This is a genomic window from Sulfobacillus thermosulfidooxidans DSM 9293 (genome assembly GCF_900176145.1).
Taxonomy (GTDB): domain Bacteria; phylum Bacillota; class Sulfobacillia; order Sulfobacillales; family Sulfobacillaceae; genus Sulfobacillus; species Sulfobacillus thermosulfidooxidans.
Genome location: NZ_FWWY01000001.1, coordinates 2,245,595 through 2,262,836 on the forward strand (window position 1 = coordinate 2,245,595; position 17,242 = coordinate 2,262,836).

The 17,242-nt window shown below is 49.9% G+C and carries 18 protein-coding genes; 12 read left to right on the top strand and 6 right to left on the bottom strand.

The features are described from left to right. Positions 1-591, bottom strand: a 591-nt coding sequence (locus B8987_RS11310) for a transposase (RefSeq protein ID WP_176213237.1), incomplete at its 3' end; no start/stop codon positions are given. A 110-nt stretch (positions 592-701) separates the two neighbouring features. Here B8987_RS11310 and B8987_RS11315 point away from each other — a divergent pair. From B8987_RS11315 to B8987_RS11325, 3 genes are all read left to right on the top strand, one after another. Next, positions 702-1,319: an FAD-dependent oxidoreductase gene (locus B8987_RS11315; protein WP_084661586.1), complete on the top strand. Its 618-nt coding sequence runs from the start codon at positions 702-704 to the stop codon at positions 1,317-1,319. Further along, positions 1,270-1,848 carry an SHOCT domain-containing protein gene (locus B8987_RS11320; protein ID WP_176213239.1) on the top strand — a complete coding sequence of 193 codons (579 nt, stop codon included), beginning with the start codon at positions 1,270-1,272 and terminating at the stop codon, positions 1,846-1,848. The genes B8987_RS11315 and B8987_RS11320 overlap by 50 nt, the downstream gene beginning before the upstream one ends. Positions 1,849-1,914: 66 nt before the next feature. Continuing rightward, positions 1,915-2,511 carry a class I SAM-dependent methyltransferase gene (locus B8987_RS11325; protein ID WP_084661588.1) on the top strand — a complete coding sequence of 199 codons (597 nt, stop codon included), beginning with the start codon at positions 1,915-1,917 and terminating at the stop codon, positions 2,509-2,511. 229 nt (positions 2,512-2,740) lie between these two features. Here B8987_RS11325 and B8987_RS11330 read toward each other — a convergent pair whose 3' ends face one another. Continuing rightward, entirely contained in the window at positions 2,741-3,373 is a 633-nt protein-coding gene (locus B8987_RS11330; protein ID WP_176213240.1) for a cation diffusion facilitator family transporter, read from the bottom strand. Positions 3,374-4,034: 661 nt separating this feature from the next. On the opposite strand from B8987_RS11330, the gene B8987_RS20145 reads away from it, so the two are divergent. The 4 genes from B8987_RS20145 (at position 4,035) to B8987_RS11350 (ending at position 6,435) form a co-directional block, all read left to right on the top strand. Beyond that, positions 4,035-4,163 carry a hypothetical protein gene (locus B8987_RS20145; protein ID WP_278281276.1) on the top strand — a complete coding sequence of 43 codons (129 nt, stop codon included), beginning with the start codon at positions 4,035-4,037 and terminating at the stop codon, positions 4,161-4,163. A 281-nt stretch (positions 4,164-4,444) separates the two neighbouring features. Next, positions 4,445-5,365 (top strand): hypothetical protein, encoded by a 921-nt coding sequence (locus B8987_RS11340; protein ID WP_139793539.1) that lies wholly within the window; start codon positions 4,445-4,447, stop codon positions 5,363-5,365. 289 nt (positions 5,366-5,654) lie between these two features. Beyond that, a complete protein-coding gene (locus B8987_RS11345) occupies positions 5,655-5,972 on the top strand; it encodes a hypothetical protein (RefSeq protein WP_084661591.1) in 318 nt (105 codons plus the stop codon). Positions 5,973-6,081: 109 nt separating this feature from the next. Continuing rightward, entirely contained in the window at positions 6,082-6,435 is a 354-nt protein-coding gene (locus tag B8987_RS11350; RefSeq protein WP_084661592.1) for a hypothetical protein, read from the top strand. A gap of 32 nt (positions 6,436-6,467) precedes the next feature. Here B8987_RS11350 and B8987_RS11355 read toward each other — a convergent pair whose 3' ends face one another. Then, complete coding sequence (locus tag B8987_RS11355; protein ID WP_176213241.1) at positions 6,468-7,076, bottom strand: MerR family transcriptional regulator; 609 nt, start codon at positions 7,074-7,076, stop codon at positions 6,468-6,470. Between the two features lie 136 nt (positions 7,077-7,212). Between B8987_RS11355 and B8987_RS11360 the strand changes: the two genes are divergently transcribed. From B8987_RS11360 to mctP, 5 genes are all read left to right on the top strand, one after another. Then, positions 7,213-8,529 (top strand): helix-turn-helix domain-containing protein, encoded by a 1,317-nt coding sequence (locus B8987_RS11360; protein WP_084661594.1) that lies wholly within the window; start codon positions 7,213-7,215, stop codon positions 8,527-8,529. A gap of 28 nt (positions 8,530-8,557) precedes the next feature. After that, positions 8,558-9,298: an AzlC family ABC transporter permease gene (locus B8987_RS11365; protein ID WP_028963538.1), complete on the top strand. Its 741-nt coding sequence runs from the start codon at positions 8,558-8,560 to the stop codon at positions 9,296-9,298. Next, positions 9,298-9,636, top strand: coding sequence for an AzlD domain-containing protein (locus B8987_RS11370; RefSeq protein ID WP_084661596.1), 339 nt, complete (start codon positions 9,298-9,300; stop codon positions 9,634-9,636). Before B8987_RS11365 ends, B8987_RS11370 begins: the two co-directional genes overlap by 1 nt. 122 nt (positions 9,637-9,758) lie before the next feature. Beyond that, positions 9,759-9,950, top strand: coding sequence for a DUF3311 domain-containing protein (locus tag B8987_RS11375; RefSeq protein WP_020373984.1), 192 nt, complete (start codon positions 9,759-9,761; stop codon positions 9,948-9,950). 18 nt (positions 9,951-9,968) lie between these two features. After that, positions 9,969-11,510: a monocarboxylate uptake permease MctP gene (mctP, locus tag B8987_RS11380; RefSeq protein WP_242940666.1), complete on the top strand. Its 1,542-nt coding sequence runs from the start codon at positions 9,969-9,971 to the stop codon at positions 11,508-11,510. A gap of 59 nt (positions 11,511-11,569) precedes the next feature. Here mctP and B8987_RS11385 read toward each other — a convergent pair whose 3' ends face one another. From B8987_RS11385 to B8987_RS11395, 3 genes are all read right to left on the bottom strand, one after another. After that, entirely contained in the window at positions 11,570-12,790 is a 1,221-nt protein-coding gene (locus B8987_RS11385) for a cytochrome P450 (protein WP_084661597.1), read from the bottom strand. A gap of 97 nt (positions 12,791-12,887) precedes the next feature. Further along, positions 12,888-14,171 (bottom strand): 2-oxoglutarate dehydrogenase complex dihydrolipoyllysine-residue succinyltransferase, encoded by a 1,284-nt coding sequence (gene odhB / locus B8987_RS11390; protein WP_020373981.1) that lies wholly within the window; start codon positions 14,169-14,171, stop codon positions 12,888-12,890. Positions 14,172-14,184: 13 nt separating this feature from the next. Then, on the bottom strand, positions 14,185-16,989 hold the full coding sequence (locus B8987_RS11395) for a 2-oxoglutarate dehydrogenase E1 component (protein WP_020373980.1): 2,805 nt from the start codon (positions 16,987-16,989) through the stop codon (positions 14,185-14,187). Positions 16,990-17,242: the final 253 nt, after the last annotated feature.

Sequence of the window (17,242 nt, forward strand, 5' to 3'; positions counted from 1 at the left end):
TAAGGCCATGACCACGGTATGATTTTCTGTCGCCCCTTCGACCAATCCCAAGACGCGTTTGTGACCGTCCGCATCAATCCCTAAGGCGCCTACCACCAGATGGTCCGCTACACGCAAACCATCGATCATCACCACCACCCACGTCCGGTCATCCAATCGGCGCTGGAGGAAGCGGTCGAGAGCCTGTTGGGTGGCTTGGATAAAGCGGCGGCTCACTAAGCCATACAGCATGCGTTCCAGTACGGCTTGTGTCGCCAGCGTCGGGTCCTGAAACTGATGGTAGGTGTCTAACGGAATTTCCTCCGAGCCATCAGCGGCCCGCACCCGAGGGTGTGGAACGGAGATTTTGCGATCCCCCAAAAAGACACTGCCGACTTCGGTCCCGTGTCGGACCGCTTGGCGTTGCGGATCATGACGGCCTTTAGGTCCTGCCAACTGCTCCACCTCGGCCGCCATCATCTGTTGCAAAACCTGCAATCCGACCCGGATCGACAGCGCCAATAATCCGTCTTCGGCATCCTGGAGGATGTCCACCCACGGCACCGTCACCGACTGTTCGGGAAGCGATTTTTTCTTTATACTGGTAGTCACTAGCGATTCCTCCTCAAGATGGGTTCAGACCTCTCTAGTAAACCAGAGAGCCATCAGGATCGCTAGTTTCAATTTCTACGAAAAATGGGGCATTCTCCGGTCGCGATCAAGTGACCCTCGAGGTCTGGGCGGCCGAACCCGCCCCGATGGGGGTGGCAGGGCCCAAGGTGAGCCAAGCCGTGATCGAGGCGTTACGGGACCGGGGCATTGCCTATCATCCGAATCACCTTGTCACTCGTGTCGACCCGGACGCCCATCGTCTCGAGTTCTCCGACGACGCGGACGTCTCCTATGACCTCTTAGCCTACGTGCCGCCCCACCGGGTGCCCGCCGAGGTAGCGGCTTCGGGTCTGGCTCCGGCCGATGGTTGGGTGGCGGTCGACCGCCACACCTTGGAAACCCGATTTTCCAATGTGTTCGCCATTGGGGACGTCACCGGCATTCCGTTGGCGCTCGGTAAACCCCTGCCCAAGGCCGGCGTCTTTGCCCACCGTCAGGGGGAGGTGGTCGCGGACATCATTGCAAACCGGCTCGCGGAGCGGGGAACAGGGGCGACATTTGATGGCGCCGGCGAGTGTTTCATTGAAATGGGTCGGGGCATCGCCGGTTTTGCGCGCGGCAATTTTTATGCCGAGCCCGCACCCGCCATCCACGCGTACAAACCGGGGCGACATTGGCATGCGGGTAAGGTGGCGTTTGAGCGTCATTGGTGGGCGCAATGGTGGTAGTCTACTTCGAAGGCCACCGGCCCAATCCCGCGACTTCGGTGGTGAACGACGTCCGAACGCGACCCTGTCAGGCTTGATCCTGCGGGTCAAACAGGTGGTGCGTCGATGGCCGTTGGAAGTTTCGCGGACGGGAGGAGCGTGGCCAGCGCAAGGCGTCGACATCAGTCATGCCAGAAGGGACGTGGGCATTGTGCCGATGATGATCGGATGGGGATGGGTTTTCCCGCTATTTGGGATGGTGATGATGGTCTTGGTGGGCTGGGCCCTGGTCACTCGCGTGGTGAACGGACATCAGTGGGGTTCCTCGAATGGCCCACCCCCTAATCCGTTGGACCTGGCGCGAGAACGCTATGCGCAGGGGCTCATCTCGAAACCCGAGTTCGAGAGGCTCGTCGAGGATCTCCTTCACACCGAACATCATGACACAGAGCTTGCGGAGACGTTCCGTCGAAACCGGGGTTCAGGTCCTGGGTGCGGACCCTCTGGTGGCGCTGGATGTGGCGGTGGGGGCACGCGGGGTACTTGGTGAAATCATGGCATCCGCTGGACACGCCATCTCTCCGACTGCGCCTCATGAAAGAGGAGGTAAAAGCCCATGGCGCGCTTTGATCCCGTCGCGGACCGCTATGACGCTTTTTGTGCCACGCCCTTGGGCTCGTTTGTGGAGGCCGTCGAGCGCCAAATGGTGGCTGAGTTATTGGATCCTCACCCGGGAGAGCGTGTGGTGGATTTGGGCTGTGGAACCGGAACCTATGCCCTCTGGATGGCCGATGCGGGATGTGCAGTGGTCGGTGTGGACGAGTCCGAAGCGATGTTGGCCAAAGCCCGCAGCAAAAGGATGTCATCGGGGCGCGTAGAGGGGGTCCGCGGCGATCTAACCCACTTACCTTGGGCGTCAGCTTCCTTCGATGCCGGGCTGATGCAAGTGACCCTGGAATTTGTGGACCATCCGGAGGCTATATTGATAGAAGCGATGCGCATCATCAAACCCGGCGGGCGCTTGATATTGGGCTTGATTCACGGCACGGGACCGTGGGCCCGCCACTATCGCACGCGGGCCCAAGCCGATCCGACATCGGTGTATCACGGAGCCCATTTTTGGACCCTTGCGGAATTGACCTCGGTGATGGCCATGGAACCCTCTCAGATCCGTGATCGTTTTGCGGTCATAGCCCCGGCCATGAACCCGTAACTGGCCGATCCCCGACACGAGACGGCGAACGCTAACGTAAACCACGGAGAACGGTTCTCCAACCCGTAAAAAACCATCATGAGGGTGACGACCGTTGCGCCATAGACGGTGAGCATACAGACACCTCCTGGATGATGACCATTTCACCGGATTGTGTGATGAGGATAAGGAAAGGATCGCCATCACCGCACGATCTCCGCATGGTCGATGGATGGGGACCAGATCCGCCCTATTGAGGTTCCGGGCCCTCTGTTTCCCGCACTTCTTCGAATGCTTCCCAGGCTTCTCGGGCCACCCAATAGGCAATGGCGAGAGCGGCCACAGGGTCCATCCAAGTCCACCCTAAGGCCCATACACCCAGTGTGCCACCTAATCCCGCCCAAGCCATGTACGCACAGGTCCAACTTTCTGCGGCATCCACCTGCAACGCCGTACTCTGTAACGCCACCCCCAGTCGCTGTTTTTGGCGGGCAAACAGGACCATGAGGAGGCCAGAAATGATCATCACGGCGATTCCGAGCGGACTCGGGCGCACGGTACTTCGCCTGATCAGTGCCCAGAAGGCCCCACCGATTAAATAGAGCAAGAGCAGTCCTAAGAGCCCGACGGCCCACCGCGCTGCCTTGGCTTCCGCGCGGTCCACGGCATGGTCGTCAGCGCCGCGGGCTTCGATGCGCAATCGCCAGACCAGGATGCCGGCAGACACGAGTTCAATCAGACTATCCATCCCGAAGCCCGTCAGAGCCAGCGAATGGGCTTGAAAGCCCGCTTCGAGAGACAAGATGGCTTCGACAATCATCCAAAGGATCGCGGCGACTTCCCAGTATATCGCTTGGGTGACGTGTTGAGTCCGCGCATGCATATGATGTTGGGCCTCCCCATGTGATGACATCCTTGAGGCGAACCGGATGCTCTTATAATACCTGAATGGCGAAGGACGGGTGACACATGAGAGGCCTTAAACGTCCCCAGTTTAGATAATTATTTGTCTTGCGGGGAAGGTTGTCCTTGGAGAATTTAGTGTGAGGTTAGACAATTATTGTCGCCAACATGACGGACTGAGGTCGATCCATGCGGATTTTTGGGATCGCTAGGTTAGATAATTTTTTGCGTTCAACACTGGTTGTTTAGTATACAATCAGCATGGCACAGTTGAAACGAATATTCGAGAGTTTCAACTGTGCTTTTGCTATGTGTGGGGCTTATTGAGGAAAAAGACCTCTATAGCTAAATGCCAACGTGAGAGTGGATTTGTATAAGTTCCCTGGAGAAGCCGTTTACAAAAAAATGGTGAGGGCGATTTCGTTGTAATAGATATAGACGCTTTTACTCGCCGCAAGAAATGTTGCTATGACAGCAAGACTTACTGGCCGTGGAGGAAGCCGGAGACCGTGGCTATACACGGGATGAATTGAAAGGGTATTTAGACTGTCTTACTGATGGCGTAAAACAGAGAAAAGACACCTCATTATAAGGTGATTGGTTCTGAACGTTCGCATCGATGTTGGGAGAGTCCTATTGCCGTGAGAAAACTAAAAAGCGATTTAGTGAACGCCATTGGTGCTCTTCATCAATTGGCGGAACGTTTTCCGTTTCTTGAGGTAGAATTTATTCCGGACACCAAGTACCATCAACTGTTCGTCGAAAAATGATATCCGATTTTGTATCAGATTAAAGATGGAACAGTATTCGCTGACTATATCGCTTGCAGGTAAGACTATTGTTGGTCAGTGCGGTAGCCAGAGAAAATCAGTATTAATTTTATGTCGCCAACGAGGGTTTGGGTTAATGAAGTGCAGGCATAGTACAATGAATTTTGATCCAATGATAAGTCAATAAGACCAACAGAATCCATTTTGGAAAGATTAATGCCTATTTGCGCAACATTTATTTTATCGGCTGTTTGTCCATTGCAAAAAACTGGAGAAGGAATATGCTGAAATACAGGTACCGCAGTGTAAGTCTTCTGATTATATTATCCCTGATCAGTTTGACGGGTTGTGGAATTTCCACGGCACTACCGTCTCACCATTCACCAAGCCCTTCCAAGACGACGCATCAGTCTGAATCAACATCGTCGACAAACCCAGTTAAAAATTCATCTAAGCCCTCTCAGGCTTCATCCTTTCCTTCGACCGTGAGGTCCCAAGCATCTGCTGTACGATTTAATGTGGCGGTCATACAGGCCATGACCTATTTGCAACATCACAAGATTCATATACCCTTGATGGCTCCTTCCGTGTTGGGTTTTAATCCTCCGGTTTCGAGTTTAAGTGCGGCAGCTCGTGTCACCGGTGGCGGGACGACCTATGTTGTGAATCTTTATGCCACTAGTAAACCGCTGACGTTGAATAGTCCGGTGCTATCCACTTTGCCCATGATGGACATTATTGGTTCATTTAGTGCATCACAGTTTCCCAGTCCGGATAGTGCCAAAGCGCATCTTTATCAATCGAATCCGTCTACGTCTCTGGCCCCACCGTATCAACCACCACCAAATGTTCCCGCTTCATTGGTTAATTTAGGATATGGCATTACCGGGACACTTTACAATAATGCGGCTCTATCCATGGCGATGTGGCATGAGGGCGAATGGACGTTCCAAGTATGGGACGGGACCCCAACTCAGGACCGTCAACAAGCCATGAAGCTTGTTGCGTACTTGCATACCCATTTGTTGCCGGAAACATATGGTGTGTTAGGAGAAAATCTTGCTGGGGATGGCAACCATACCACGGCCGAATGGGTCTATGGCACGACAGAGTTTTCCGTATTTAACTATCATAGTGGGGTTCAGGCTGCGGAAATGGCTGTTTCAATGCGTGTCTATCCCAGTGGAAAGATTAAACCGTGAAAATAAGGTTTATGCCAGACATTCTGGAAGTCCGGAGATATTTAGCAAAAAGTGTCTTTGACTCTTGTGGCGTAAAATTTTTGCACGGTATACTAAAATCATTGCAATGGAGTGCTGCTCTCTTTTGGTTGTGACCAAAAGAAAAACTGTCCCCAGGACTAATGACTCCTACCCATATGGATTATATCCTTTGCTGTGGATGATCCATGAACGGGTGGGGGTCATATGTTTTGCGCCGTGTGTGCTAGGTAGAACATTGTAGACGGAGTTGTGGCTAGGAGGACATGCGATGAAAATGCGTAAATCAGGTTTAGGACATGTTAAATCCTCTTCGAGGAATATGACGTCCCCCTTATGGTGGGTCATTCTGTTTATTCCTTTATTGGCTAATGGTGTTCTGGCTTTTATTATTATGCGCCGGTGTTCCGATCTGGCTAGCGGGCATGATTGGATAGGTTGGGCGGCGTTGTTGTTTTTCGGTATTATCCCTTTAGGGGCCATGCTTATGGTCCAAGATGCTCTTTCTCCGGTGAAACGTTGGTGGCGGCGGCGTAACTTGCGCGTTGTGACCCCATCTAGGAAGAATGAACCCGAATCATTCATTTAAAAGCTCATTGGAAGAAAGAGGGTGGAAAACATTCGGAAGGACACCATAAGTTCTTGCCGTGGGATTGGTGTCATATGACATAGAAAATCCCACAGAAGAAAGGCGGAGGGTGTCTATTTTTCGAAGCCATTCCCTGGAACTTTCCATGCTGTCAGCAGTCATCAGTACGGTCTTGTTCTCGTGGTGGACAGCAAATTGGATGATTACATTTGTTCTTTTGGCACTAGGAACCGCCATATTGTTAGCCGTTATGTCTTTAGCTCAAGGTCCACTTGATCTCATGACGGCTATGATTGGAGCGACCGCTGGCGGCATGGTTGGCTCATTTGTGGTTATGGCAATTACGGTCACATGGATTCATCCCATGCATTCTCACCATGGGATGATGATTATGGATGACACGATGGCTCAAATGGTGGGAGCGACCTTATCCGGATGGTTACAACCCATTAACAAGCAATAGTCCGGACGCCTTGAGGCGTCCGGACGGGAAACTTAACTACGAACCGAGGCTTGAGCGGAATTTTTACCCCACCATTTTTGCCACCATGATTTGGATTGTGCTTGAGATTGTTGGGATTTTTGAAGCATGTCCCGCATTTGGGAAACAATAAATTGGTCGCGTTCTCGGGCCAATCGCGCGTTTTGCATATCTTGTGTGTCCATATGGGACTTCAGTTTTTCAAAGGCCTCTGCCACCACGGCAACATTTTCTTCATATTTACGGTCTAAGTCATCTTTGATTTGTTCTAATGACAGCCGCATGGCTTGGATTTCTTCCGATTGTTGATAAAGAACTTGTACCATCGCTTGAGCAACTTGTTGCGGTGTTCCTGCTGTGACTTGAGCCAGTTCCGTTTCTGTGGTTTCGACATTTCTTGGATATAGTCTGCCCAATGTTTCTTCCACCATGGTCGCGGTTTGTCCATTGCGTAGGCCATCAGCAATGGTATGAAAAATCTCCACAGCTTCTTCGGGATATCGGCGTTGGCGACCCTTGCCAATCACGGGGACAAACTCACTGAAACGGTCGCGGTAGTAACGGACCGTACTTTCAGGCAAATCAAGTCGGGAAGCAATTTCGGCAATCGTCACTGTATTCATTTTATCCTCCTTACATGTAGTACCAGTAATACCAGTAAATACCATTTCGTGCGGAAACGCAATAGGTTGCTGCGGAAAAACCGCAAAATGTATTAAAGATCTAATATAATGAACACTAGTATGATATAATGACCGCATGAAACAGAACTCTTTACAATCGATTGTCGCAACGAATCTGCGTAAATGGCGACATACGCGAGGCCTCAGTGTCAATGAACTAGCCAAAAAGGCCAACATCGCCAAAGGAACTTTATCGCAACTTGAACGCGGTTTAGCCAATCCCACTTTGGATACATTGTGGGCTTTGTCTCAAGCGCTAGGTGTCTCGTTTGGGACCCTGATGATACCCGATGACCCTTCACTTGGGGAGATGTTTGAGGTCGATGACCACTTTGGGCAAACGTCCTTACTGGCGCGTGACCATACGGATTTTGGCGTTGTAGAAACGTACCGGATGAATCTTCGCCCTCGTACCAGGCGCGAAGCCCACGCACATCCTCCCGGCGTCTTTGAAGTGGTGACGGGCATTCGCGGGGACTGCCAGGTGGGACCGCTCGATTCATTGCGGTCTATTCATGCCGGCGATGTGCTCACCTTTTTCGCCGATCGTCCTCATATTTACGACACGGGTGAGGAGGGATGTGAAATCATGGTGGTGATTTTTTATCCCGATTTTCCCCATGGTTCATTCAAAGATCAACAATTATCGTGGCCTCTAGCATGGTCTAGGAGCCAAAGAGATTACCTGGAGCAGGTTTACACCGGACTCTTGCCGGTTGCGATGGCGGATGAAGTGTTTAAGGCCAATACCCAGTCTTCAACTCACCGCACCTTTCTCATAGAAACTGAGGAAACAGCCTTTTACCGCTTTGCCATTTTGCCAATAGGGCGTCCAATGGCTGATATGGAAGATTCCATCCGTGAGTATCTCACCCACTCACTGGGCGATGGTGGGCTCATCGTCGATTCGGATGAGGCACTAAAGGATTTTGAGAAAAACCACCAAAAGCCCCGTTGGGCATGGCTCTATTTTCGTGACCAGATGTGGAGCCCAGAGTTTTTTAACTTGATTACAGACAGATTATTGCCCGGTGGACGGCTTATCGTGTCCACACAGGTGCTGGATCCTTTTTCTGATTTGGCGAGTTATCAGCGTAGCTACCTCTTATATCACAGTATGTGTCAATTAAGTGGGTGGCCTGAGCAAGTCATCCCTAAAAATCATGATCTCGTTAAGACCTTGCAAATATTTCAAAACACATTGCAGTGGGAGTGTCTCGCCAATGACGGACCTCAAACAATTTTAGATAACTGGTTAGATGCCAAATCGCTGATGGAACGCGTTGTAATCCATGGCTTTCGAGTTCTTCATCATTACCGGGTGGGGGGGATTTGGTCTTCATCCGAATGGAGCAGTGGGCGGCATATTTTTGTGTTTGGCAAACAAAATTGAGAAAAACTCAGGCAGGATGATGAGCGAGATGCACTCTAAAACATTTCGTATGCTCACGGCAATACAAGAGGGATTGCCTATTTTTCTGGGATATTTGCCCCCTTCGATGGCCTTTGGCATGACAGCACAACAATATCACTGGTTGCCATGGCAAATCTTGGCCACGTCGGCCATCCTTTATGCGGGCACCTCCCAATTTGTGTTGTTATCTTTAATTTCGACGCACGCATCGGTATGGTCCAGTATCGTGACGGTTTGGTTGATTAATCTCCGTCACGTGACTTATGGGCCGGCGATCACATTGGCTTCTAAGACAAAACGGTCGATCAAAGAGATCTTGCTCGTCGGATGGGGATTGACGGACGAAGTGTTTGCAACAATTTGTCGACCTTTTCATCGAGACGATGATCAAAAAGCGCACATATTCTACCTGTTGACGATCACCGTTATTGCATATGGTGGATGGTTGAGTGGAACCCTCATGGGTATCTATTTCGGTCAAGCGCTGTTGAAACAAATTCCCCATGCTTCTTTGGCTTTGCAATTTGCGCTACCCGCATTATTTTTGTTCATTCTCACCACATCTCTCTCCCATCACCGGCAATGGCAGCTTGGCTCTTTGCGCGTCTTGGGTATGGGTTTAGGGTTTTATTTAATAGCCAAATCTCTAAATTGGGGCATGACCAGTGTTTTGGTTGCGGCTATTTTGGCCTCGAGCATTGAAGTATTTTGGCGTACACATAAAACGCCATTGCATGAGGTCGGGTGATGAGTATGGTTAGGCAATGGATGGAGATATTAGTCTTATCAGCATGGGGAACATGGCTGGAACGAATTGTCCCGTGGATTTTTATGATGAAATTGGGATCCCGTCTCGAAAAATATTCCCAGTACTCTCAGATGTGGGTATCCAACTTTGTTCCCATCGTTGTGATGGGTTTATGGCTGCAATCCTTTTATGGCCATCATCTGTTATTACACCTTGAATGGCTTCACATTGCCATAGCTAGCATGTTGACTATAGTTGTTGCTTGGTGGTCCAATTCGTTGGCCGCTAGTGTGGTGAGTGGAATGTTTGTTTATTGGCTCAGTTCTTTTATTCGTTAGTTTCAGGCAAGCGTATGTTCTTAAAAAAAATTTTATTTGTCGCAATAAGCTGGATTGACGCGCATTCTTTTTGGTGTCACAATTTTCATGCGGTTCATGGCCGCATGAGGGAGGTGGTGACAATGCAAAAACAGACAAAGAGCGGATGGTATTGGTTATTCTTAATACCGTTTATTGGAACCTTGTGGCCGCCTTTTTACGCTTCATATCGACCAACCTTAGCGGGTTTCCCGTTTATGTACTGGTACCTGATCTTATGGATCTTTCTTGTCGCGCTCTTAAGCGGCATTATTTACCTGATTGATAATCGCTAGTTGATACCAGGAAAAGGGGTGATTCCTATTTATTGGTCAGCATTTATCGTATTTCTTATCCTTTTTGCCATGGTGACGGTGCTGGGATTTTCAGCATCACGCTGGCACCGAGGCGACCTGGATCTTATTGAGGAATGGGGCCTGGCTGGTCGCCGTTTTGGCACATTCGTCACCTGGTTCTTACTCGGGGGAGATTTATACACGGCTTATACCTTTATTGCCGTGCCGGCTCTCGTATATGGTGCGGGTGCTTTTGCATTTTTTGCCGTGCCGTACACTATTGTCGTTTTTCCCATTATGTACATTGTGATGCCTCGTTTGTGGCGGGTATCTAAACAGCGCAATTATGTGACCGCAGCCGATTTCGTGCGGGGACGATTTAACAGTCCGTTACTGGCCTTAGCGGTTGCTATTACCGGAATTTTAGCGACCATGCCGTATATTGCCTTGCAACTCACAGGTATTCAAGCCGTCTTGGCTGCCATGGGGTTGTCGGGGCATGGATTCTTAAAAGATTTGCCTTTAGTGATTGCTTTTCTGATTTTAGCGGCCTACACCTATACCAGTGGATTGAGAGCACCGGCTCTTACCGCCATCTTAAAAGATATTTTGATTTATGTGACCGTTATCGTCGCGTGTATTGCTATTCCCATCCACTTGGGAGGATACGGACACATCTTTCAAGTGGCCGCAGCCAAACTCCCAGCAACAAAAGGATCTGTTATTCTCGCACCTAAACTGTTCACAGCCTTTTCAACCCTGGCTTTAGGTTCGGCTTTTGCATTACTGCTCTATCCGCATGCTGTGACAGGTACCTTAGGGGCAAAAAGTGGAAAAACCATTCAACGCAACGCGGCATTATTGCCCCTGTATTCGTTGGCATTGACCTTTATCGCAATTTTGGGATATATGGCCATTGCTGCCGGGATTCACACCAAAGATACAAGCCTTGTGGTACCGTTGCTCTTTTTGAAGACCTTGCCGACCTGGTTTGCGGGCTTCGCCTTTGGAGCGATTGCGATTGGCGCCTTGGTACCCGCAGCGATTATGGCCATTGCCGCCGCGAACTTGTTTACTCGCAATATCTACCGGGAGTACTTTGCTTCGGACAACGGACCTAACCGGGAAGCCCAAATAGCGAAAATTGTTGGCTTAATCGTGATTTTAGGAGCCTTGTTCTTTATTGTGGCTATCCCGTTGCAATACTCCATCTACTTCCAAACCTTAGGCGGAATTTGGATTTTGCAGACGGTGCCCACGATTATTTTTGGCTTATACACCAGATGGTTCCACCGTTGGGCCTTATTCTTGGGTTGGCTTGTCGGCATGATTATTGGGACGGGTATGGCCGCGGCCGAATCCTTCAAAACCTCCATTTACCCGTTGCATATCGGTCACAGCGTCTATTTGGCCTATGCGGGTGTCTGGGCTATTATTGTCAATATCGTGATTGTGGTGGTGTTGAGTGTTCTCTTTAATGCGCTCAACATTAGCAATGGAACCGATGACACCCAGGAACAAGACTATGTCTCTGAACCTGGAGAAGCTGTCGGTCAATAAGGTTCCACGACAATACAAAGCGAGACCGTAAGGTCTCGCTTTTTGCATGGCATTTTTGTCTATTGGGCTCCTTTGACAATGAGAGGTAACGATTTCAAACCGCGTAAAAGAACATTGGGATTAAAAACCGGGTCGCCATGCAGCTCCAGGGTATAACGGAATAGCTGAGAAAAAGCTATGGTCGCTTCCATCCGTGCCAAGGAAGCCCCAAGGCACATATGAATGCCACGACCAAAAGCTAGGTGCATATTGGGATGGCGGTGGATGTCAAAGGTATCCGGATTAGAAAAAACCACCGGATCCCGATTGGCTTGCGCCAAGACCAAAGTTACCGATGCCCCTTCCGGAATGATTTGGTCACCCATACGAACGTCTTGTTGAGCCATACGCCCATCCAATTGCACTGGAGACTCAAAGCGCAAACACTCTTCGACGGCGCTCGTCCACAATGCGGGGTTAAGACGGAGTTCATCCAGGGCAGAAGGTGTCATGAGCAGCCGATAGGTGCCGAGACTAATGAGGTTGGTCGTGGTTTCATGTCCAGCCACTAACAATAATAAGGACATGGTTAAAAGTTCTCCTGCACTTAAGGTGCCTTCTTGCCCTTGGACTTGGAGAAGAGCGCTTAAGAGGTCATCCCCAGGATTTTGTTTCTTGTGTTGAGCTAAATGATGAAAATAATCGAGGAGTTCCCAGCGCGCTTCTTGTCCTTGCTGACGGATGGCGGGTTCTTGTGTGGGGTCGATCATCAAGGCGATTTTCTGTGACAAGGATCGAAAGAGACTACGGTCTTTAGCCGGTACACCTAATAACTCGGCAATCACAAGAGCAGGTAAGGGAAAAGCGTAGTCTTCAACGAGATTGCCGCCGCCATTGTTAACGAAGCTGTCTAACAACTCGCCAGCAAGTTCAGCAATATACGGGCGCAAACGTTCTAAATGTTTGGGCTGAAATGCGCGATTTACCAAAGAGCGCAGGCGCGTATGGTCCGGAGGATTGGTGACCAGCATGCTCGGCGAGAGGACAGGCAAAGTGTGGAACTTAGGTGGTGGAGTCCTTGGCACCGGAGTCCGTTTGATAAAACGGTCGTCCATAAGAATAGTGCGCACATCATGGTAATTTAAGATCATCCACTGGCCCGGCGCTAATTCTTTGATGGGAGAGGTCTGTTGCCAATGACGGTAAACGGGGTAGGGATTGGCGGCAAATTGTGCTTGAGATATTCCTAAGGCATGAAACCATTTTCCGCTTAATTGCATCATTGCTTCATCCATGGCCATGTGCTGTGCCACTCCTTTATCGGCCTTTGGTGTCGTTTGCTTCATCATAACGCGAAAAGAAAACGCCCGGCCGTTTAGCCGGGCGTCACGCGAAATATTATCCTTCCAACAGTAATGCTTCGGGATCCTCGAGCAATTCTTTAATCAAGACCAAGAAGCGGACTGCTTCACTGCCATCAACTATCCGGTGATCATAAGATAAGGCAAGGTACATCATGGGCCGCACAACAATTTGTCCTTGAACCACAACAGGCCGCTCTTCAATTTTGTGCATGCCTAAAATAGCAACCTGAGGCGCATTGAGAATGGGGGTGGATAATAAGGAGCCAAAGACTCCGCCGTTGGTGATCGTAAAGGTTCCGCCCTGGAGATCGGCAATTGACAACTTATTATCCCGCGCTTTGATGGCTAATTCGGCAATAGCTTTTTCTAATCCAGCGAAATTTAAACGATCAGCGTTACGCACCACAGGAACAACAAGACCATTATCGGTGGATACGGCAATACCTATGTCATAATAGTGCTTAAGAATCATCTCGTCGCCCTCAATTTCCGCATTCAAACGAGGGAAGGCTTTGAGGGCTGCAATTGACGCTTTGGTAAAGAATGACATAAAGCCCAGACGAATGCCATGGCGTTTTTCAAACTCATCACGGCGTCGTTGCCGAATGTCTAAAATCTTGGTCATATCGACCTCATTAAAGGTGGTCAACATGGCCGCGGTGTGTTGAGCGTTCACTAACCGGTTAGCAATAGTTAACCGGCGTCTAGACATTTTGACGCGTTCCACGGGCCGCAAGTCATCAGTGGCCGCGGGAGATGTGGTTACTTGGGTCGGTGAGGAAGACAAGGGCGGCATCTCAGGGCTCTGGGGTGCTTGAGGTGCCTCAGGTGCGAACTGCGGTTGAACAGGAGCCTTTTCCCGCGTTTGTTGAATATAGGCCTCCACATCCGTATGGGTAACACGTCCCCGGTTGCCCTGTGTGGGAACCTCACTGAGATTAATACCTTCTTGGTCAGCCAAACGTCTTACGTCTGGTGTGGCACGGACGACGGGAGCTTCTTGAACTGGGTTGGCAGGCTGGTCATTGGAAACGGCAGACGTGGATGCCTGACTGGTCTCAGCTGGGGTGGTCGCGGCACTATCACCAGAAACCAGTGTAGCCAGCACATCACCCACGACAACGGTTTCACCGCTTTGTTTAAGAATTTCATGTAATGTTCCATCTTCATTGGCGGTGATTTCTAAATTGACTTTGTCTGTTTCGAGTTCAACAATGGGATCCCCGGCTTTTACCAGGTCTCCCGGTTTTTTTAACCATTCTCCAACGGTCGCTTCAGTTACGGATTCTCCAACTTCTGGAACCGTAATCTGTGTCATGATCTATGTCCCCCTAACGGCTTATCGCTTCATGAATAATACGGTCTTGTTCTATCGCATGGTGCTGAGCAAAGCCTTCTGCCGGAGCAGAATGCGGTTGTCTCCCTACATATTTTAACGGCAGGCCCTTAACGTTGTACTGCAAAGTGGTCGCGATATAAGTCCACGCCCCCATATTTTGTGGCTCTTCTTGAACCCAATACACTTCTTCCAGATGTGGTAAGGAAGCAACAAGAGCATCGAGTTCCTTAGAGGGGAAGGGATAAAGTTGTTCGACTCGCGCCAGGGCAATCCACTTGGCATCGGGGTCCTGCTCTTTGAGGGCTTGCGCTATTTCAATCCCAATTTTGCCCGCTGTTAACACTAAACGCGTCACCTGAGAAGGATCGCTTACAGGTAACGGATACAAAGGTTGAAATTGACCTTGGACTAATTCGGTCACATCCGATGCCGCCAACGGATTACGTAGGAGGCTTTTGGGCGTCAAAACCACTAAAGGCCGGGGACGTTCTTTCAGCCATGCGGCTTGGGAACGAAGGAGATGAAAATATTGAGCCGCACTGGTGGGAATGGTGACTCGCCAATTCTCATCGGCCGATAATTGTAAGAATCGTTCTAAGCGTGCACTAGAGTGCTCCGGTCCTTGTCCTTCATAGCCGTGAGGTAGCAGCATGACAAGACCCGAAGATTGAAGCCATTTGGCTCGACCGGGGGCGATAAATTGGTCAAATAGTACCTGACCGACGTTGGCAAAATCTCCATACTGCGCTTCCCAAAACACCAGCGTGTCGGGAGCCTGGGTACTATAGCCGTATTCGAATCCTAACACAGCCGTTTCCGATAAGGGGCTGTTGGCCACTAAGAACGACGCACGAGCATGTGAGAGATGTTCTAATGGAGAAAATTTGTCGCCGGTCTGAACATCGTGAAGAACTAAGTGACGCTGACTAAAGGTGCCACGTTCTGAATCTTGACCGGTCATTCGGATGGGAATACCGTCGGCCAAAATGGTGCCCATGGCGAGGGTTTCGGCTAAAGCCCAGTCAACGCCGCGAGGCGTGGTTAAGGCGTCTTGCCGTTTAGCCAAGATTTTTTCCAGTTTAGGATATAACTGAAATCCTTTCGGACGTCTTAATAACTCTTGGTTGATATCGTTTAATAACTCCCGGGAGATAGGAGCCGGTGACGGATTGGCGGGTTCTTCTGGTAAGTTTCCGCGTGGCGTTAATGTAATTTCTCCCCGGGTGAGTTTTTGATAAATCGAACGTAAATCGTCTTGGATCGCCTGGATGATCTCATTAACCGCCTCTTCGGTAATCATGCGCTCATCTTCCAGACGTTTCGCATAGACTTGCCATGGTACGGGATGAGAAGCGACGGCATGATATAACACGGGCTGGGTGACGCTCGGATCGTCCCCTTCATTGTGTCCCCATCGCCGGTAACCGACCAAGTCGATCAGAAAGTCTTTGTGAAATGCTTGGCGATAGGCGTGAGCCATTTCAATAACACCGAGGCAGGCCTCAATGTCGTCGCCATTGACGTGGACAATCGGAATCTCAAATCCCTTGGCCAAGTCACTCGCGTAAAGGGTACTACGTCCTTGATCGGGTTCGGTCGTAAAGCCTAAAAAGTTATTGGCGATAATGTGCACGGTCCCGCCCGTATTATAGGCGGCTAACCGCGATAAATTCAGTGTTTCAGATACTACTCCTTCGCCTGGGAAAGACGCATCACCGTGAATGAGCACGGCGAGTGCCCGGTCGACATCTTGTACGGGGGCACCGGGGCGCTGACGAGAATCCTGTAAAGCGCGGGCCATACCTTCTACAACCGGATCGACGAATTCCAGGTGGCTGGGATTATTGGCTAGTGCCAGCCGCATTTCGACCATGTTGGACTCTTGCATAATTTTGCGGGCACCGAGATGATATTTGACATCACCCGTCCACCCAAAATTAATGCCAGCAGATCCTGCTGAGGGAACCAAATCCTTATTGGGTGCACTATGAAATTCGGCAAAAATGTCCGCATAAGGTTTACCTAAAATATGTGCTAAAACATTTAACCGGCCACGGTGAGCCATACCAATCACGACATTACGAATCGGGGTGGTGGTGGCTGTTAAATGAATTAAGCGGTCTAACATGGGGACCATCGCATCGGTACCTTCAATCGAAAAACGCTTCTGACCCGGAAAGGTATGATGCAAAAATTTTTCAAACTGGTCGACAGCAATTAACCGCCGCAGAATGGTTCGCTTGTCGACGGGCGATAATGGCAGTTGGATGCGGTGAGATTCCACATAATCAATGAGCCATTGCCGTTCCTCTACATTATGCACATGGCTAAATTCATAAGCGACAGTTCCCGTATACAATTTAAACAGTTCTTCAATGGCGTCCCATCCCGTTTTGAGGGTTGGCGGACAGTTGGGCCATAACGATTTGGCTGGCACTTGCTGTAGTTGTTCAGGAGTGAGGCCATAAGTTTCTAAACGCAATAGAGGGGATGAAGGAACCCTGTTAGCGAGCGGATTCAGGTGGGCTTGGAGATGTCCATACTCCCGGATATTGCGCGCCAATTCTGTCCCGCGGCGGATGGTTTCTAAGCTCGCATCACTGATCGTGACGGGACTTGCGCCATCTTCGGTGGCGAGATCATTGGGTGGCGGCCCCCATTGTTCGAAAAGGCGCCGACTGGCTTCATCAATCGAAGCCGGATCCCGTAAGTATTGTTCATATAATTCCATAATGTATCCGGCATTAGGTCCATAAAATTCTTGCCATAATGTATGCAACTCGCGAGCTGCGGCCATTCTTTCCATCTCCTTTTACCACTTTTTGAGGATAACCGGATCAGTGAAAAATATCCTCAAAATCGTTAACCCCGAAGGACGACGTTGCCAATTTGTGTCGAACAGTACTTTCTAACCCGCTTATTACTATAACCATCCCTTCCTATTCTGGCTAATCACTGTTTTCTATAAGAAAGTAAACTCACAGTTATATAAAGGCCGTGAAGATGATTGTCAGATTTTCGCTGTTCGCGTAAAATTTCATGGTTACATC